14 protein-coding genes are annotated in these 15,882 nt (G+C 73.6%); 9 read left to right on the plus strand and 5 right to left on the minus strand.

Going from position 1 to position 15,882, the window contains the following annotated elements; translation table 11 throughout:
• The first annotated feature begins 37 nt into the window (after nt 1-37).
• A complete protein-coding gene (locus BJP25_RS26730) occupies nt 38-727 on the plus strand; it encodes a TetR/AcrR family transcriptional regulator (RefSeq protein ID WP_075977705.1) in 690 nt (229 codons plus the stop codon).
• Here the strand turns inward: BJP25_RS26730 and BJP25_RS26735 are convergent, their stop codons facing one another.
• Together BJP25_RS26735 and BJP25_RS26740 are read right to left on the minus strand one after the other, a co-directional pair.
• Nucleotides 728-1,447, minus strand: a complete 720-nt coding sequence (locus BJP25_RS26735) for a hypothetical protein (protein ID WP_075977706.1) — start codon at nt 1,445-1,447, stop codon at nt 728-730.
• Nucleotides 1,444-1,794 carry a PadR family transcriptional regulator gene (locus BJP25_RS26740; RefSeq protein ID WP_075977707.1) on the minus strand — a complete coding sequence of 117 codons (351 nt, stop codon included), beginning with the start codon at nt 1,792-1,794 and terminating at the stop codon, nt 1,444-1,446. The genes BJP25_RS26735 and BJP25_RS26740 overlap by 4 nt, the downstream gene beginning before the upstream one ends.
• 105 nt (nt 1,795-1,899) lie before the next feature.
• Between BJP25_RS26740 and BJP25_RS26745 the strand changes: the two genes are divergently transcribed.
• From BJP25_RS26745 to BJP25_RS26760, 4 genes are all read left to right on the plus strand, one after another.
• Nucleotides 1,900-2,799, plus strand: a complete 900-nt coding sequence (locus BJP25_RS26745; RefSeq protein ID WP_075977708.1) for a LysR family transcriptional regulator — start codon at nt 1,900-1,902, stop codon at nt 2,797-2,799.
• Nucleotides 2,800-2,862: 63 nt separating this feature from the next.
• A complete protein-coding gene (gene tdh, locus BJP25_RS26750) occupies nt 2,863-3,891 on the plus strand; it encodes an L-threonine 3-dehydrogenase (protein ID WP_075977709.1) in 1,029 nt (342 codons plus the stop codon).
• A gap of 1 nt (nt 3,892) precedes the next feature.
• On the plus strand, nt 3,893-5,065 hold the full coding sequence (locus BJP25_RS26755; protein ID WP_198943600.1) for a glycine C-acetyltransferase: 1,173 nt from the start codon (nt 3,893-3,895) through the stop codon (nt 5,063-5,065).
• A 70-nt stretch (nt 5,066-5,135) separates the two neighbouring features.
• On the plus strand, nt 5,136-5,597 hold the full coding sequence (locus BJP25_RS26760; protein ID WP_075977710.1) for a helix-turn-helix domain-containing protein: 462 nt from the start codon (nt 5,136-5,138) through the stop codon (nt 5,595-5,597).
• Nucleotides 5,598-5,983: 386 nt separating this feature from the next.
• Here the strand turns inward: BJP25_RS26760 and leuS are convergent, their stop codons facing one another.
• Nucleotides 5,984-8,794: a leucine--tRNA ligase gene (gene leuS / locus BJP25_RS26770; protein WP_075977712.1), complete on the minus strand. Its 2,811-nt coding sequence runs from the start codon at nt 8,792-8,794 to the stop codon at nt 5,984-5,986.
• Nucleotides 8,795-8,986: 192 nt separating this feature from the next.
• On the opposite strand from leuS, the gene BJP25_RS26775 reads away from it, so the two are divergent.
• Nucleotides 8,987-9,391 (plus strand): SdpI family protein, encoded by a 405-nt coding sequence (locus tag BJP25_RS26775; RefSeq protein WP_075977713.1) that lies wholly within the window; start codon nt 8,987-8,989, stop codon nt 9,389-9,391.
• Nucleotides 9,392-9,416: 25 nt separating this feature from the next.
• Here BJP25_RS26775 and BJP25_RS26780 read toward each other — a convergent pair whose 3' ends face one another.
• Entirely contained in the window at nt 9,417-9,989 is a 573-nt protein-coding gene (locus tag BJP25_RS26780; protein ID WP_075977714.1) for a YqgE/AlgH family protein, read from the minus strand.
• 348 nt (nt 9,990-10,337) lie between these two features.
• Between BJP25_RS26780 and BJP25_RS26785 the strand changes: the two genes are divergently transcribed.
• Nucleotides 10,338-11,579, plus strand: a complete 1,242-nt coding sequence (locus tag BJP25_RS26785; protein WP_075977715.1) for an MFS transporter — start codon at nt 10,338-10,340, stop codon at nt 11,577-11,579.
• On the opposite strand, the gene BJP25_RS26790 is transcribed toward BJP25_RS26785, so the two are convergent.
• Nucleotides 11,505-13,013: a CCA tRNA nucleotidyltransferase gene (locus BJP25_RS26790; RefSeq protein WP_075977716.1), complete on the minus strand. Its 1,509-nt coding sequence runs from the start codon at nt 13,011-13,013 to the stop codon at nt 11,505-11,507. The genes BJP25_RS26785 and BJP25_RS26790 overlap by 75 nt on opposite strands.
• A gap of 126 nt (nt 13,014-13,139) precedes the next feature.
• Here BJP25_RS26790 and BJP25_RS26795 point away from each other — a divergent pair, with 126 nt between their 5' ends.
• Together BJP25_RS26795 and BJP25_RS35870 are read left to right on the plus strand one after the other, a co-directional pair.
• Nucleotides 13,140-13,688 (plus strand): NUDIX hydrolase, encoded by a 549-nt coding sequence (locus tag BJP25_RS26795; RefSeq protein WP_075977717.1) that lies wholly within the window; start codon nt 13,140-13,142, stop codon nt 13,686-13,688.
• Nucleotides 13,689-13,712: 24 nt separating this feature from the next.
• Nucleotides 13,713-15,881: a DUF6049 family protein gene (locus tag BJP25_RS35870; RefSeq protein ID WP_084794536.1), complete on the plus strand. Its 2,169-nt coding sequence runs from the start codon at nt 13,713-13,715 to the stop codon at nt 15,879-15,881.
• Nucleotide 15,882 lies beyond the last annotated feature (1 nt).

Below are 15,882 nucleotides of genomic sequence, written 5' to 3' on the forward strand. Positions count from 1 at the left end.
GCGGCGGCTGACCCACCTCAAGGACGGGGCGCAGTTCATGACGCAGGCCACACGGCGCGACCGCGGCCGCACCGACCAGGAGATCCGCGCCCAGGCCCGCTCGCTGCTGGTCAGCGACGGGCCGCAGGCGGTGACCCTGCGCGCCATCGCCCGCGAACTCGGCATCACCGCCCCCGCCCTGTACCGCTACTACTCCTCCCGCGAGGACCTGGTGGCCCACCTGCGCGCGGACGTGTGCGCCGACCTCACCGCCGCCCTCACCACCGCGGTGTCCACCGCGGACGACCCGGTGGCGCGGGTGCTCGTGCTCTGCCGCGGCTTCCGCTCCTGGGCGCTGGCCCACCCGCAGGAGTTCTCCCTGGTCTTCGGCTCCCCCAGCGCGGGCCCCCCGGACCTGGAGAAGGACAGCTTCGGCCGGGTCTTCCTCGGCGTGGCGGGCCAGGTGCTCGCCACCGGCGCCGTCCCCGCCCGCCCCGACGCGGTGCCGGGCTCCCTGCGCGAGGACCTGGAGGGCTTCCGCGCCGAACTGCTGGAGCTGATGTCCCCGCCGCTGTCCGGGGAGGTGCTGACGGTGGAGGTGGCGCACGCCCTGCTGCGGTGCTGGGTGCGGCTCTACGGGCAGGTGGCGCTGGAGGTGTTCGGGCAGGTGCCCACGCCGGTCACCAACACCGGGGCGCTGTTCGAGTCCACCCTGCTCGACATGCTGGCCGAGTTCGGCCTCAGCTGATCAGTCGGTTCCGATGACCGGCAGGGACGTCCTGTCCGGGCGGCCGAAGATGTCCTCGGTCTTGCCCTCCAGCCGCACCCGGCGGCGGTAGGGCTGGTCGAAGTTGTTCTCGGCGTAGTTGCGGTAGAACCGCTGTCCGTAGGGCAGCTGCGAGTGCTCCTCGTCCCGGCCGCGCCACGGCTGCGGGGGCGGCGGGTCGACCCTCCGCTGCTGGTGGTGCCCGATATCCACCCCCACCACCGGGGGCGCGGACCGTTGCCCCTGGGTGCAGAAGGCGTCGCACCAGGCGGTGCACCGGTGCGACGGTTCCTCGGGGGACCGCCGCGGAGCAGGCGGGCCGGGCAGGGCGGGCGCGCGGGAGGTCGTGGCGCGGTCGAAGTACGCGTCGCCCGCACCGAACACCGAGTCGCCCGCGAACGGCACGCGCAGCGCGGGTGCCTCCTCGGCCTGCCAGTCCAGCGGCGGGCGCGGGGTGCGCAGCCGGGCGATCCCGAGGAGGACGACGCCGATCGCCCAGGTCAGCTTGGACAGCTTGCCGTCCACGTGCTGCAGGTCGGCCAGCCACTCCTCGGTGTAGCGCGCGGTCTTGGCGGGCTCGCCGAGCCTGCGGGCGCCCCAGCGCAGCAGGCCGCGCGCCAGGCGCGGTGCCAGCTCACCCACCTCGTTGAGCGCGAGCGGCAGCAGGATGCTGCCCAGGACGAACAGGACGATCGGACTCATCCCCACCCCTCCCACCCGGGCGCCGGGCGCGGCGCGAACCCCCTGGCCGGGTCGGTCCGCTGCCGGACCGCGCCGCGGCGCTCGACGAGCAGTGCCCTGGCCCCGCCGAAGCCCTCCGGGCTCAGGCGGTAGAACCGGCGGCGCGGGCCGCGGGCGGTGGGCTCGTCGCGCTCCCACTCGCTCACCACCCAGCCGACCTCCTCCAGCCTGGCCAGGATGGGGTAGACGCTACCGGTCTTGCGGCCCGCGTTCTGGGCGATGCGCAGGCCGTAGAGCTCGTCATCGGGTCCCATCAGGGCCTCCAGCACGTCCAGCGTCGCCGGGGTGACGCGGAACGGTGCGGACATGAGTCAAATCTATCTATGTAGAGATAGCCCGGCAAGCCCCTCTCGCGGGGGAGGCGGGGAGGTGACACAGTTCGGCCCTGTGTCGTCGACGTGGGCAGGTGTGCGGTGATCGATCCGCGGCGGTTGCGGGTGTTGCGGGCGCTGGCCGACCACGGGACCGTCACCGCGGCCGGGCGGGCGCTGCACCTGACCCCGTCGGCGGTGTCGCAACAGCTGGCGGCGCTGGAGGGCGAGGTGGGGCACGAGCTGCTGCGGCGGCGGGGGCGGCGGGTGTGGCTGACCGCCGCCGGGGAACTGCTGGTCGAGCACGCCGACGCGGTGATGGGGGAGCTGGAGCGGGCCGAGGCGCGGCTGGCGCTGCTCGGCGCGGGGCTGGGCGGGGTGGTGCGGGTGGCGGCGTTCTCCACCGCCATCACCCGCGTGGTGGCGCCCGCGGTGCGCGAGCTGCCCGGCGACGTGGCGCTGGAGGTGCGCGAGGCCGAGGCGCAGCAGGCACTGCCGATGCTGCTCGACGGGGAGATCGACGTCGCCGTGACGATGCGGCCCGAGGGCGACCGGCGGGTGGCGAGCACCCCGCTGTACTCGGAGCTGTTCGACGCCGTGCTGCCCGCCGACCACCGGCTGCGCGGCGCGCGGGCGCTCGACCTGGCCGACCTCGCCGAGGAGGAGTGGGTGGTGCCGCACGCCGGGAACCCGTGCCGGGACGTGGTGCTGGAGGCCTGCCGGGCGGCGGGGTTCCGCCCGCGCACCCGGCACGCCTCCGACGACTTCACCGCCCAGCTCGCCCTGGTGGACGCGGGGGCCGTCGCGCTCATCCCGCGCACGGCGCTGCCGCCGGGGCGCGGGGTGGGGCTGGTGGTGCCCGCCGCCCGGCACGTGTTCGCGCTGACCCGGCGCGGCCGCGAGGAGCACCCGCTGATCGCCGCGGTGGTCGCGGCGCTGGTGGCCGCCGCCGGGCAGCCCGGCTGTGCAGGCCCGCTGGACAGGCAGTGCAGAAAGTCCTGATGGACCGCCCGCGCGCGGCTCGGCCAGACTCGGCCGGGAGGGCGAGGCGATGACGGAGGCAACGTGCAGGCGCTGGTCAAGACCGCTGCGGGACCCGGGCTGGAGCTGGTCGACGTGCCCGAGCCGGAGGTGGGCCCCGGCGCGGTGAAGGTGCGCGTGCTGCGCACCGGCATCTGCGGCACCGACCTGCACATCGACGCCTGGGACGACTGGGCGGCGCGGGCGATCCGGGCGCCGCTGGTCGTCGGGCACGAGTTCGTCGGCCGGGTGGTCGAGGTCGGCGCGGCGGTGACGAAGGTGCGCCCCGGCGACCTGGTCAGCGGTGAGGGGCACCTGGTGTGCGGGACCTGCCGCAACTGCCGGGCCGGGCGGCGGCACCTGTGCGTGCGCACGGTCGGGCTGGGGGTGCACACCGACGGCGCCTTCGCCGAGTACGTGGTGGTGCCCGAGCAGAACGCGTGGGTGCACAGCCACCCCGTCGACCTGGACATCGCCGCGGTGTTCGACCCGTTCGGCAACGCCGTGCACACCGCGCTGTCGTTCCCGGTGCTGGGCGAGGACGTGCTGATCACCGGGGCCGGGCCGATCGGGCTGATGGCCGCCGCGGTGGCCAAGCACGCGGGCGCCCGGCACGTGGTGGTCACCGACGTCAGCGAGCACCGGCTGGAGCTGGCCCGCAAGCTCGGCGTCGACCTGGCGCTGGACGTCAGCTCCGGGCGGGTCGCCGACGCGTTCGCCGCGCTGGGCATGTCCGAGGGCTTCGACGTGGGCATGGAGATGTCCGGGCAGCCCTCGGCGCTGCGCGAGATGATCGCGAGCATGACCCACGGCGGGCGGGTGGCGGTGCTGGGGCTGCCCGCGGGGGAGATCGCGGTGGACGTGGCCGCCGTGGTGCAGAAGATGATCACGATCAAGGGCGTGTACGGCCGGGAGATGTTCGAGACCTGGTACGCGATGTCGGTGCTGCTGCAGGGCGGGCTGGACATCGCGCCGGTGGTCACGCACCGCTTCCACCACACCGGGTTCGCGGAGGCGTTCGCCACGGCGCGCGCGGGCCGGTGCGGCAAGGTCGTCCTGGACTGGGAGGGCTGACGTGTTCGGCAGCATGCGCGAGGACCTGCGGGCCACCCTCGGGGAGATCCGCGGCGCGGGCCTGTACAAGGACGAGCGGGTGATCACCTCCCCGCAGCGGGCCGCCATCACCGTCTCCGGCGAGCGGGTGCTGAACTTCTGCGCCAACAACTACCTGGGCCTGGCCGACCACCCGGCCCTGGTGTCGGCCGCGCGGCGGGCGCTGGACGACTGGGGCTTCGGGATGGCCTCGGTGCGGTTCATCTGCGGCACCCAGGAACCGCACAAGGAGCTGGAGCGGCGGCTGTCGCGGTTCCTGGGCACCGAGGACACGATCCTCTACAGCTCGTGCTTCGACGCCAACGGCGGCCTGTTCGAGACCCTGCTCGGCGCCGAGGACGCGATCATCTCCGACGAGCTCAACCACGCCAGCATCATCGACGGGGTGCGCCTGTCCAAGGCGAAGCGGCTGCGCTACCGCAACCGCGACATGGCCGACCTGGAGGCGCAGCTGCGCGCCACCGCCGACGCCCGCCACCGCATGATCGCCACCGACGGCGTGTTCTCCATGGACGGCTACCTCGCCCCCCTCGACGAGATCTGCGCCCTGGCCGAGCGCTACGACGCCCTGGTGATGGTCGACGACTCGCACGCGGTCGGCTTCCTGGGCCCCGACGGCGCGGGCACCCCCTCCCACTTCGGCGTCTCCGACCAGGTCGACGTCTACACCGGCACCCTGGGCAAGGCCCTCGGCGGCGCCTCCGGCGGCTACACCTCGGGCCGGGCGGAGATCGTGGAGCTGCTGCGCCAGCGCTCCCGCCCCTACCTGTTCAGCAACTCCCTGGCCCCGAGCATCACCGCCGCGGCCCTCGCCGCCCTCGACCTCATCACCCCGGACCTGCTCACCCGTCTGCGCGACAACGCGGCCCTCTTCCGCCGCCTGATGACCGACGCGGGCTTCGACCTGCTCCCCGGCGACCACCCCATCATCCCGGTGATGATCGGTGACGCCGCCCGGGCCGCCCGCATGGCCGACCTGCTGCTGGAGCAGGGCATCTACGTCATCGGCTTCTCCTACCCCGTCGTCCCCCACGGCAAGGCCCGCATCCGCACCCAGCTCTCCGCCGCCCACACCCCGGAGGACGTCGAACGAGCCGCCACCGCCTTCACCAAGGCCCGCGACCTCATGGGCTGACCCCGGCCTGGCAGCTTTCGAATATTTCGAAGAGACTGGTCGTCGTAGCCCGCACCGGAGGGAGCCGGCCATGACCGCGGTCGTCGACCAGCACACCATCTTCCCGCCCACCGCGCCGGAGCCGCGGTTGTCCTCGGTGTTGGAGGCGCTGCACGGCGACCAGGCGGCGCTCATCGGTCCCGGTGGCGAGCGGGTGGAGCTGCCCGCCGAGGTCTTCGGTGTGCTGCGCGACGTCGTCGAGGCGCTCTCGCAGGGAATGGCCATCACCATCGCGCCGCGGAACACGCTGCTGACGACGCAGGAGGCAGCCGACCTGCTCGGAGTCTCGCGCCCGACGTTGGTGAAGTTGTTGGAGAGCGGTGCGATCCCGTTCGCGCTGCGCGGCAGGCACCGGCGGGTGAAGCTGGCGGACGTGATCGCCTACGAGGAGCGGATGCTGGCCACGCGGCAGGCGGCGCTGAGCGAGCTGGCCCGGGAGTCAGCGGCCGACGGCAGTCTCGAGGAGAGCTCGGGGTTCATCCGGACGCGGTGACCCACCCGGCAGACTGCCCTCGTGTCGTTCCCCGCTCTGCTGGACGCGTGCGTACTAGTGCCCAGGTCCCTCGCCGACACGCTCCTGTGGCAGGCCCACTGGGGCAAGACATCTCGGCTGTGCATCCCGATGATTTCCTGCTTGACCAGCTTGACCTGTACCCGGGACGCACGATCGAGTGCCTGCGCACCCAGATCGAGGCGTATCAACGACCTCAGATGACGATCGTGGAGTTCCTCGCGGTCCTCGGGAAGACCGCTCCGAGGTTCAGCAGCGCGCTTGTGGAGCGAATGGGCTGATAGCTCGCGACCTCATGGGCTGACCCCAGGACGAACGCGAAGGGGGCTGTGGCCGGTCGGCCACAGCCCCCTTCGCGTGATCGGTGGCTACAGGACGATGTTGACCAGGCGGCCGGGGACGACGATGACCTTGCGGGGGGTGGTGGTGCCGACCAGGGCGGCCACCTTCTCCTCGGCCAGGGCGGCGGACTTGACCTCGTCCTGGGTGGCGGAGGCGGCGACGGTGACCCGGGCGCGGACCTTGCCGTTGACCTGGATGGGGTACTCGACGGTGTCCTCGACCAGGTAGCGGTCGTCGGCGGTGGGGAAGGGGCCGTGGGCCAGGGACTCGCCGTGGCCCAGCTTGGCCCACAGCTCCTCGGCGACGTGCGGGCACAGGGGGGCCAGCATGGGGACGACGGCCTCGGCGACGGCGCGGGGGGCGCCGTCGGGGAAGTTCTTCGTCAGGTGGTTGTTCAGCTCGATCAGCTTGGCGCCCGCGGTGTTGTAGCGCATGTTGGCGTAGTCGTCGTGGACGCCCGCGATGGTCTTGTGCAGCAGGCGCAGGGTGGCCTCGTCCGGGTCGGCGTCCTGGACGCGGACCTGGCCGGTCTCCTCGTCGACGACGTTGCGCCACAGGCGCTGCAGGAAGCGCTGGGCGCCGACGACGTCCTTGGTGGCCCAGGGGCGGGAAACCTCCATGGGGCCCATGGACATCTCGTACAGCCGGAAGGTGTCGGCGCCGTACTGGTCGCACATCTCGTCGGGGGTGACGACGTTCTTCAGGCTCTTGCCCATCTTGCCGTACTCCTGGCGCACCTCCTCGTCGCCGAAGAAGTGCTTGCCGTCGCGCTCGACGACCTCGGCGGCCGGGACGTACACGCCGCGCTTGTCGACGTAGGCGTAGGCCTGGATGTAGCCCTGGTTGAACAGCTTGCGGTAGGGCTCCTCGCCGCTGACGTGGCCCAGGTCGTACAGCACCTTCTGCCAGAAGCGCGAGTACAGCAGGTGCAGCACCGCGTGCTCGACGCCGCCGATGTACAGGTCGACGCCGCCGGGGTCGCCGGGGCCGTGGGAGGGCTGCGGGCCCAGCCAGTAGCGCTCGTTCTCCGGGGCGCAGAAGGACTCGGTGTCGGTGGGGTCGACGTAGCGCAGCTGGTACCAGCACGACCCGGCCCAGTTGGGCATGGTGTTGGCGTCGCGGCGGTAGGTCTTGGGGCCGTCGCCCAGGTCCAGCTCGACGGTGATCCAGTCGGTCGCGCGCGACAGCGGCGGCGACGGCTCGGAGTCGGCGTCCTCGGGGTCGAAGGTGCGCGGGGAGTAGTCGTCGACCTCGGGCAGCTCCACCGGCAGCATGCTCTCCGGCACCGCGACCGGGGTGCCGTCCTCGTCGTAGACGATGGGGAACGGCTCGCCCCAGTAGCGCTGCCGGGAGAACAGCCAGTCGCGCAGCTTGAAGTTGATGGTGCCGCGGCCGCGGCCGTGCTCCTCCAGCCAGCTGATCACCGCCTTCTTGGCCTCGGCGACGTCCATGCCGTCGAGGAACCCGGAGTTGACCGCCGGGCCGTCGCCGGTGAACGCCTCGCCGTCGAAGCCCTCGGGCGGCTGCACGGTCCGGCGGATGGGCAGGCCGAACACGGTGGCGAAGTCCCAGTCGCGCTGGTCCTGGGCGGGCACGGCCATGATCGCGCCGGTGCCGTAGCTGGCCAGCACGTAGTCGGCGATGAACACCGGCACGCGCTCGTCGTTGACCGGGTTGACCGCGAAGGCGCCGGTGAAGACGCCGGTCTTCTCCTTGTTCTCCTGCCGCTCCAGCTCCGACTTGGTCGAGGCGGCGCGGCGGTAGGCGGCCACGGCCTCGGCCGGGGTGGCCGCCCCGCCGGTCCAGCGCTCGTCGGTCCCGGCGGGCCACTCGGCGGGCACCAGGGCCTCGACCAGCTCGTGCTCGGGGGCCAGCACCACGTAGGTCGCGCCGAACAGGGTGTCCGGGCGGGTGGTGAACACGGTGATCTCGTGCTCGCCCACGGCGAAGTCGACGTGGGCGCCGTGCGAGCGGCCGATCCAGTTGCGCTGCATCGACTTGACCTTCTCCGGCCAGTCCAGCCGGTCCAGGTCGTCGATCAGCCGGTCGCCGTAGGCGGTGATGCGCATCATCCACTGGCGCAGGTTGCGCCGGAAGACGGGCATGTTGCCGCGCTCGGTGCGGCCCTCGGCGGTGACCTCCTCGTTGGAGACCACCGTGCCCAGCCCCGGCGCCCAGTTCACCGGGGCGTCGGACAGGTAGACCAGGCGGTGCTCGTTGAGCACCTTCTCCCGCTCGGCCTTGGACAGCTGCGCCCAGGTCTTGCCGTCCCAGGTGCGGTCGCCGGAGGCGAACCGCTCCACCAGCCGCTCGATCGGGCGGGCCTTGCCCTGCTCGGCGTCGTAGTAGGAGTTGAAGATCTGCAGGAAGATCCACTGCGTCCACCGGTAGTAGCCGGGGTCGATGGTGGAGATCCGGCGGCGCTCGTCGTGGCCCAGGCCCAGCCTGCGGATCTGGCGCAGGTAGGTGTCGATGTTGGCCTCGGTGGTGACCCTGGGGTGCTGGCCGGTCTGCACCGCGTACTGCTCGGCGGGCAGGCCGAAGGCGTCGAAGCCCATCGTGTGCAGCACGTTGCGACCGGTCATCCGGTGGTAGCGGGCGAACACGTCGGTGCCGATGAAGCCCAGCGGGTGCCCCACGTGCAGGCCCGCGCCCGACGGGTAGGGGAACATGTCCTGGACGAACAGCTTGTCCTCGGGCACCTCGCCGCGCAGCGGGCCGACCGGGTTCGGGGCGTGGTAGGTGCCCTGGTCCTCCCAGGCGCGCTGCCAGCGGGCCTCGATCTCACCGGCCAGTTCCGCGGTGTACCGGTGCCCCGGTGTGGTCTCGTCGCTCATCCGAGGTTCCTCCCTGCCTGTCCCTGCGTCCCCTGACAACAAGAAACCCCCCAGCCCGTCGGGGGCGTGAGGGGTTGCCGCGCGTGCCGTGTGGCCAGCGCGGCTACGTAAGGAGCAGGCGAGCCGAGCTCATGCGGCCAGGGTAGCGCACCCCCGCGACCGGGTTCCGGGCAGCCGCTTACCATCAGGGTTGTGAACCTCGTGCCGCTCGCGCCCCTGATCGCCGGACTCCCGCTGGTCGTCGTCGGCCTGCTCGGGCTGACCGGGCGGCTGCCGCGCAACCGCTTCGGCGGGGTGCGCACGGCGGCCACGATGCGCAGCGACGAGGCGTTCCGGGTGGGCAACAAGGTCGCGGGCCTGCCCACGGTGGTCGCGGGTGCCGTCGGCGTGCTCGGCGCGGTGCTCGCCTGGGCGATGCCGTCGGTGGGCGCGCTGCTCACGGTGGCGGTGCTGGCGTTCGCGGGCCTGGTGGTGATCACCCTGGGCGCGGGCGTGCTCGGCAACCGGGCCGCCGAGGCCGTGCCGGAGCCCGCCCCGGAGGTGCCCGCCGGGTGCGCTGGCTGCCAGTGCGGCGGCTGCGGCGCCTTCTCGGCGTAGAACCCTGCTTGACGGCGGCGGGTCGTCAGTTGTCCTTGACGTCGCCGGGGTGGGTGGCGAGCAGGGCCAGCGGCATGCCCTGCCTGCGCAGCACCCGGCCCCACAGGTCCTGCTCGGCCGGGGCCAGCACGTCGCCGGGCAGCGCGGGCACCACGATCCAGTCGCCGCGGTCGATCTCCCCGGCCAGCTGCCCGACGTCCCAGCCGGAGTAGCCCGCGAACACCCGCATGCCGCGGAACTTGGGCACCAGCACGTCCGGGTCGGCGTCGAGGTCGACCAGCGCGACCGGGCCGCGCACGCCGATCAGGCCGGTGACCCCGGTCAGCTCCTCGCCGGTGCGCATCGCCGCCAGGCACAGCGCCGTCTTCTGGTCCACCGGGCCGCCGACGAACACCGACCCGGGCCGGGTGACGTGCGGGCCCCAGGTGGGCAGCACGTCGTCGACCGGGACCTCGCTCGGCCGGTTCAGCACGACCCCGAGCGTGCCCTCGCTGCGGTGATCGATGATGTAGACGACGGTCCGCCGGAAGTTCTTGTCGAGCAGTCCGGGGGCCGCGACGAGCAGCGTCCCCGGCTCGACCGCTGCGTCAGAGGGCACCCCGACATGATCCCACCCCGGCCGCGCATCGGGGCGCGCGCCGCGCGAGATTTCGCCGGCCCGGCGGGGAACAACCCGGCGCCGCGGCTCGTTGTCCAGGGTGGTCGGCACCACCGTGTCCCCCGGGCTCAACCAGAAAGCCTTCGTGGAATACCGCTCGGCTGGAGCCACGTCGTGCCAACCGCCGTGAGGCGACCGGGTGTCGACCCCGCCAGGGGCGGTCCTTCGGGACCGCCCCTGGCGGCGTTCACCCCTCGCGAGCCACCCCCACCTCGGCGTGCCGCACCGGGTCTGGGGTGTGAGGTCGGCGGCTGGTGGGGGCGGGGGCAGCGCCTAGGCTGTGCGGCCGTGGAGACGGTCGAGCGGGTCGGGGCGCGCGCACTGCTGGCCGGGGCGGGGTTCCGCCGCCTGCTCTACTCCCGCTTCTGCGCCCAGTGGGGCGACGGGCTGTTCCAGGCCGGGCTGGCCGGGGCGGTGCTGTTCAACCCCGAGCGCGAGGCCGACCCGCTGGCCATCGCCGCGGGCTTCACCGCGCTGCTGCTGCCCTACTCCCTGGTCGGCCCGTTCGCCGGGGCGCTGCTCGACCGGTGGGACCGGCGGCGGGTGCTGGTGGTGGCGAACCTGCTGCGCGGGCTGCTCGTGCTGGTGTCGGCGGTGGCCGTCGCGGTGGGCTGGTCGGGGTTGTTCGGGCTGGCCCTGGTGGTGATCGGGATCAGCCGGTTCGTCGGGTCGGGGCTCTCGGCCGCGCTGCCGCACGTGGTGGGCGGGCGGGTGCTGGTCGAGGCGAACGCGCTGGCCACGACCCTGGGGTCGGTGGTGACCGTGCTCGGCGCCGGGTGCGCGGTCGGCCTGCGGGCGGTCTTCGGCGACGACGACGCGGGTTCGGGCGCCACCACGGCCGTCGCCGTGCTCGGGTCGCTGGGCGCGGCGTTCTTCGCGGTCCGGTTCCGGCGCGGGGCGCTGGGCCCGGACGAGGTGGACGAGCCCCGGGAGACCGTCCTGGCCGTCGCCAGGGGGCTGCTCGACGGGGCCCGCGCGGTGGTGCGCACCCCCTCGGTGCTCGGCGGGTTCGCCGGGCTGCTGGCGCACCGGGTGGCGTTCGGGGTGGCGCTGCTGCTGGTGGTGCTGCTGACCCGGTTCCGGTTCGAGGCGGGCCTGGGCGGGTTGGGCCTGGTCGCGGGCCTGTTCGGGGCGGGCATCCTGGCCGCGGGGCTCACCACGGCCAGGGTGGTGGCCCGGCTGGGCCGCAGGCGGGCGGTGCAGGCCGCGCTGGTGCTGGGCGCGGTCGCGATCGTCGCGCTGGGGCTGCCGATGGTGATGCCGACCGTGCTGGCCGCCGCGCTGCTGATCTCCTACGCGGGGCAGCTGGTGAAGCTGTGCGTGGACGCCGCGGTGCAGGGCGACGTCGGCGACGAGGTGCGCGGGCGGGTGTTCGCCCTCTACGACACGCTGTTCAACGTCACGCAGGTCGCCGCCGTGGCGCTGGCCGCGCTGGTGGTGGCACCCGACGGCGCCTCACCCGGGCTGGTCCTCGCCGCGGGCGGGGTCTACCTGGTCGGCGTCGTGGGCTTCTCCCTGGTCGACCGCTAGCGCCGCGTCGCCCAGCCCCTGCTCGGCGGCCCACTCGCGCAGGGCCGCCACCGCCTCGTCGTGCTCCATCGGGCCGCGGTCGAGGCGCAGCTCCTTGAGGAATCGCCACGCCTTGCCGACCTGCGGGCCCGGGGGCAGCCCGAGCAGGCGCATGATCTCGTTGCCGTCGAGGTCCGGGCGCACCCTGGCCAGGTCCTCCTCGGCGGCGAGCCGGGCGATGCGCTCCTCCAGGCCGTCGTAGGTGCGCTGCAGGGCGGCGGCCTTGCGCCGGTTGCGGGTGGTGCAGTCGGCGCGGACGAGCTTGTGCAGGCGGGGCAGCAGCTCGCCCGCGTCGGTGACGTAGCGGCGCACCGCGGAGTCGGTCCACTCGCCCTTGCCGTAGCCGTGGAAGCGCAGGTGCAGGAACACCAGGGTGGCCACGTCCTCGACCACGTCCTTGGCGTACCGCAGCGCCCGCAAGCGCTTGCGGACCAGCTTGGCGCCCACGACCTCGTGGTGGTGGAAGCTCACCCCGCCGCCGTCGACGTGCTTGCGGGTGTCCGGCTTGCCGATGTCGTGCAGCAGCGCGGCCAGCCGCAGCACCAGGTCGGGCCCTGTGCCGCCCTCCAGGTCGATGGCCTGCTCCAGCACCACCAGGGAGTGCTCGTAGACGTCCTTGTGCTGGTGGTGCTCGTCGATCTCCAGCCGCATCGCGGGCACCTCGGGCAGCACGTGCGCGGCCAGCCCGGTGTCGACCAGCAGCTCCACGCCCGCGCGCGGGTGCGCGCCGCACAGCAGCTTGGACAGCTCCGCCTGCACGCGCTCGGGGGTGATCCGCTCGATCTCGGCGCTCATCGCGGCCATCGCCTCGACCACCCTCGGCGCGGGGGTCAGCCCGAGCTGGCTGGCGAAGCGGGCGGCGCGCAGCATCCGCAGCGGGTCGTCGGCGAAGGACTCCTGCGGGGTGGCCGGGGTGTCGAGCACGCCTGCCTCCAGCGCCCCCATGCCGTCGTGCGGGTCGATGAACCGCCGGGTGGTCAGGTCGACGGCCATCGCGTTGACGGTGAAGTCGCGGCGCACCAGGTCGGCCTCGACGGTGTCGCCGAAGCGCACCTCGGGGTTGCGGCTCACCCGGTCGTAGGCGTCGGCGCGGAACGTGGTGATCTCGCAGACCGCCCCGCCCTTGCTCGCCCCGACGGTGCCGAAGGCGATGCCGGTGTCCCAGACCGCGTCGCCCCACGGCTTGACCAGCCGCATGATCTCCTGCGGGCGCGCGTCGGTGGTGAAGTCGAGGTCGCCCGCGTGCAACCGGCCCAGCAGCGCGTCGCGGACGCTGCCGCCGACGAGGTAGAGCCGGTGGCCCGCGGCGGCGAAGCGGGCCGCGAGGTCGTCGGCGACGGGGGACACGCGCAGCAGCTCCACCACCGCGTTCTGGGCTGCCGAGGTTCGGGACACGGTGGACGAGGGTATCGGCCGGGGGCGCGCCCCCACCGCCCCCGGTCCCCGCCGCGGGCCCCCGGTTGCTCCGATCGTCCCAGTGCTGACCCGACCGGGCGGCCCGGGAGCACTACCATCGCGGGCATGCCCCCGTCGTCCGGCAGGTCCCGCAGCGCCCGGTCCGGGCGCCGGTACCGGCGGCGCGGGCGCAGGCTGACCACCGTCGACGAGACCTCGGCGGGCGGCCTGGTGATCGACGCGGCGAACGGCAGGGTGGCGCTGATCGGCAGGCTGGACCGCCGCGGCCGGATGCTGTGGTCGCTGCCCAAGGGGCACATCGAGGCGGGGGAGACCCCGGAGCAGACCGCCGTGCGCGAGGTGGCCGAGGAGACCGGCATCGACGGCGAGGTCGTGCGCCCGCTGGGCACCATCGACTACTGGTTCACCGCCGACGGCACCCGCCGCATCCACAAGACCGTGCACCACTTCCTGCTGGTCGCGCACTCGTTCGAGCTGTCGGACGAGGACCTGGAGGTCACCGAGGTGGCGTGGGTGGCGCTCGACGAGCTCGACGGCCGGTTGGCCTACGCCGACGAGCGGCGTCTGGTCCGCCGGGCGCGCCAACTACTCTCCGAGCATCCGCTGTCACCCGGTCCGGTGGACCGAGACCTACCGGAGATCGGCCGCGGCTGATCCCCGAACGCCAGGAGCCAACCCGTGATCACTCGACTGCGCCGCACCGCCTGCGCGGTGCTCGCCGCGGTCCTCGCCGTGCTGGTGCTGCCCGCGGGGGGTGCGGGCGCGCAGCAGCAGCAGCAGCAGCGGAGCCGGTTGCGCATCGACCTCGGCCAGCTGCAACCGCGCGTGGTGGAGAGCACCACCCCCACCCTGACGCTGACGGGCAGCATCACCAACACCGGTGACCGCAAGGTCGAGAACATCCAGGCCAGGGTGCAGCGCGGCGCCGTGCTCGACGACGAGCGCGAGCTGCGCGGCGCCCTCGACGAGCCCGACCGCACCGACGCGGTGAACCGCCCGCAGGTCAGCTCGCCGTTCCAGGACGTGACCGCGGTGCTCGAACCCGGCCAGTCCACCCAGTTCACCCTGGTCGTCCCCCTGGTGGGTGACGCGGGCGCGCTGAAGCTGGAGAAGCCGGGCGTCTACCCGATCGCGCTGAACTTCAACGGCGACCCGGACTACGGGCGCACCGAGCGGGTCGGCGCGCTCAGCGCCCTGCTGCCGGTGCTCGCCGTCCCCGGGCAGGCCGGGGTGAACCCGCCCGCCGCGCCGCGCCAGCTCAGCGTGCTGTGGCCGCTGGTCGACGACCACCCGCGCCGGGAGGAGACCCCGCTCGACGGCGGGCTGCCGGTCTTCGACGACGACGGGCTGTCCGCCTCGGTGTCCGGCGGGCGGCTGTTCGCCCTGGTCGACGCGGTGCAGCAGGCCGCGCGCACGGACGTGTCGCTGCTGCGGTCGCTGTGCTTCGTGGTGGACCCGGACCTGCTGGGCTCGGTGGCGGCGATGACCACCGGCTACCGGGTGCGCACCGCCGACGGGCGGCTGGTGGACGGCAGCGGCGGCCGCGCGGCCCGGCTGTGGCTGGACCGGGTGCAGGAGCTGACCCGGGGGCAGTGCGTGGTCGCCCTGCCCTACGCCGACGCCGACCTGGCCGCGCTCGCCCGCGCCGGGGCGACCGCCCTGCAGGCCGACGCGCTGGCCGGGGCGACGGGCGTGGCCGCGGCGCTGGGCACCAAGCCGCTGGCCGGGGTGGTCTGGCCCGAGGGCGGCACGCTGGACGCGCGCACCCTGGGCGAACTGGCCAAGACCGGCCGCACGACCGTGCTGGCCGACCCGGGCAAGCTGCGCGACCAGGCGGGCTCGGCGCCCTACCGGCTGGCCGACAACCTCGACGCGGTGCCCTACGACGAGCTGGTGGCCGACTCGCTGCGGCAGAACCCGACCAGCACCGGGGTGCGCACGTCCTCGGTGCAGAACGGCCTGGCCGCGCTGGTGTTCCGCACCGCGTTCCAGAGCGGGCAGCCGGTGCTGGTGGCCCCGCCGCGGCGGTGGAACGCCTCGGCCGCCGAGCTGGCGGTGTTCCTGCAGACGCTCCAGTCGCTGGTCAGCCGCGGGTACACCGCGCCGCTGGGCCTGCAATCGCTGGTCGACGGCACCGGCCGGGGCACCGCGAGCGCGCTGTCCTACGACCTGCCCGACTCCGCCGCGGAGCTGCCGACCTCGGTGACCACCACCATCGCCCAGCTCGACGGGGTGCAGCGCGAGCTGGTGGCCTCGGTGCTGTTCGAGGACGACACCCGGCTGGTGAGCCCGCAGGCGCTGGTGGAGCCGCTGCGCGACGGGCTGCTGCGGGCCGCCTCGGTGGGCTGGCGCGGCGACCCCGGCGACGCCCAGGCGGCGGTGACGGGGGTGTCGAACCAGGTGGCGGCGCTGCTCGGGCAGGTGAGCGTGACCGATTCGAGCACGCCGCTGTCGCTGGCGTCCTCGGACAGCCCCATCCCGGTCTACATCACCAACGACCTGCCGGTCACCGTGCAGGTGAAGATCAACATGGGCGAGGTGCCGGGGCTGGCCCCCGAGCAGCAGACCGTGGTGCGCATCCCGGCCAAGGCCAAGTTCCTGCGCTTCCTGTCCGCCGAGGTCACCCGGTCGGGCCGGTTCAGCGTGGACGTCTGGCTGACCACCGAGCAGGGCACCCGGCTGGGTTCGACCTCCCGGGTGGAGCTCAACTCCACCTCGTTTGGCAGCATCACCCTCATCGTCACCTTCACCGCCGCCGGGGTGCTGGTGCTGCTGGTGGGCCTGCGGGTGTTCCGGCGGATCAAGGCCAGGCGCGGTGCCGGGGCACCCGCCGCGAGCGAGCTGTAGG

Origin of the sequence: Actinokineospora bangkokensis (genome assembly GCF_001940455.1) — a bacterium.
Taxonomy (GTDB): Bacteria; Actinomycetota; Actinomycetes; order Mycobacteriales; family Pseudonocardiaceae; genus Actinokineospora; species Actinokineospora bangkokensis.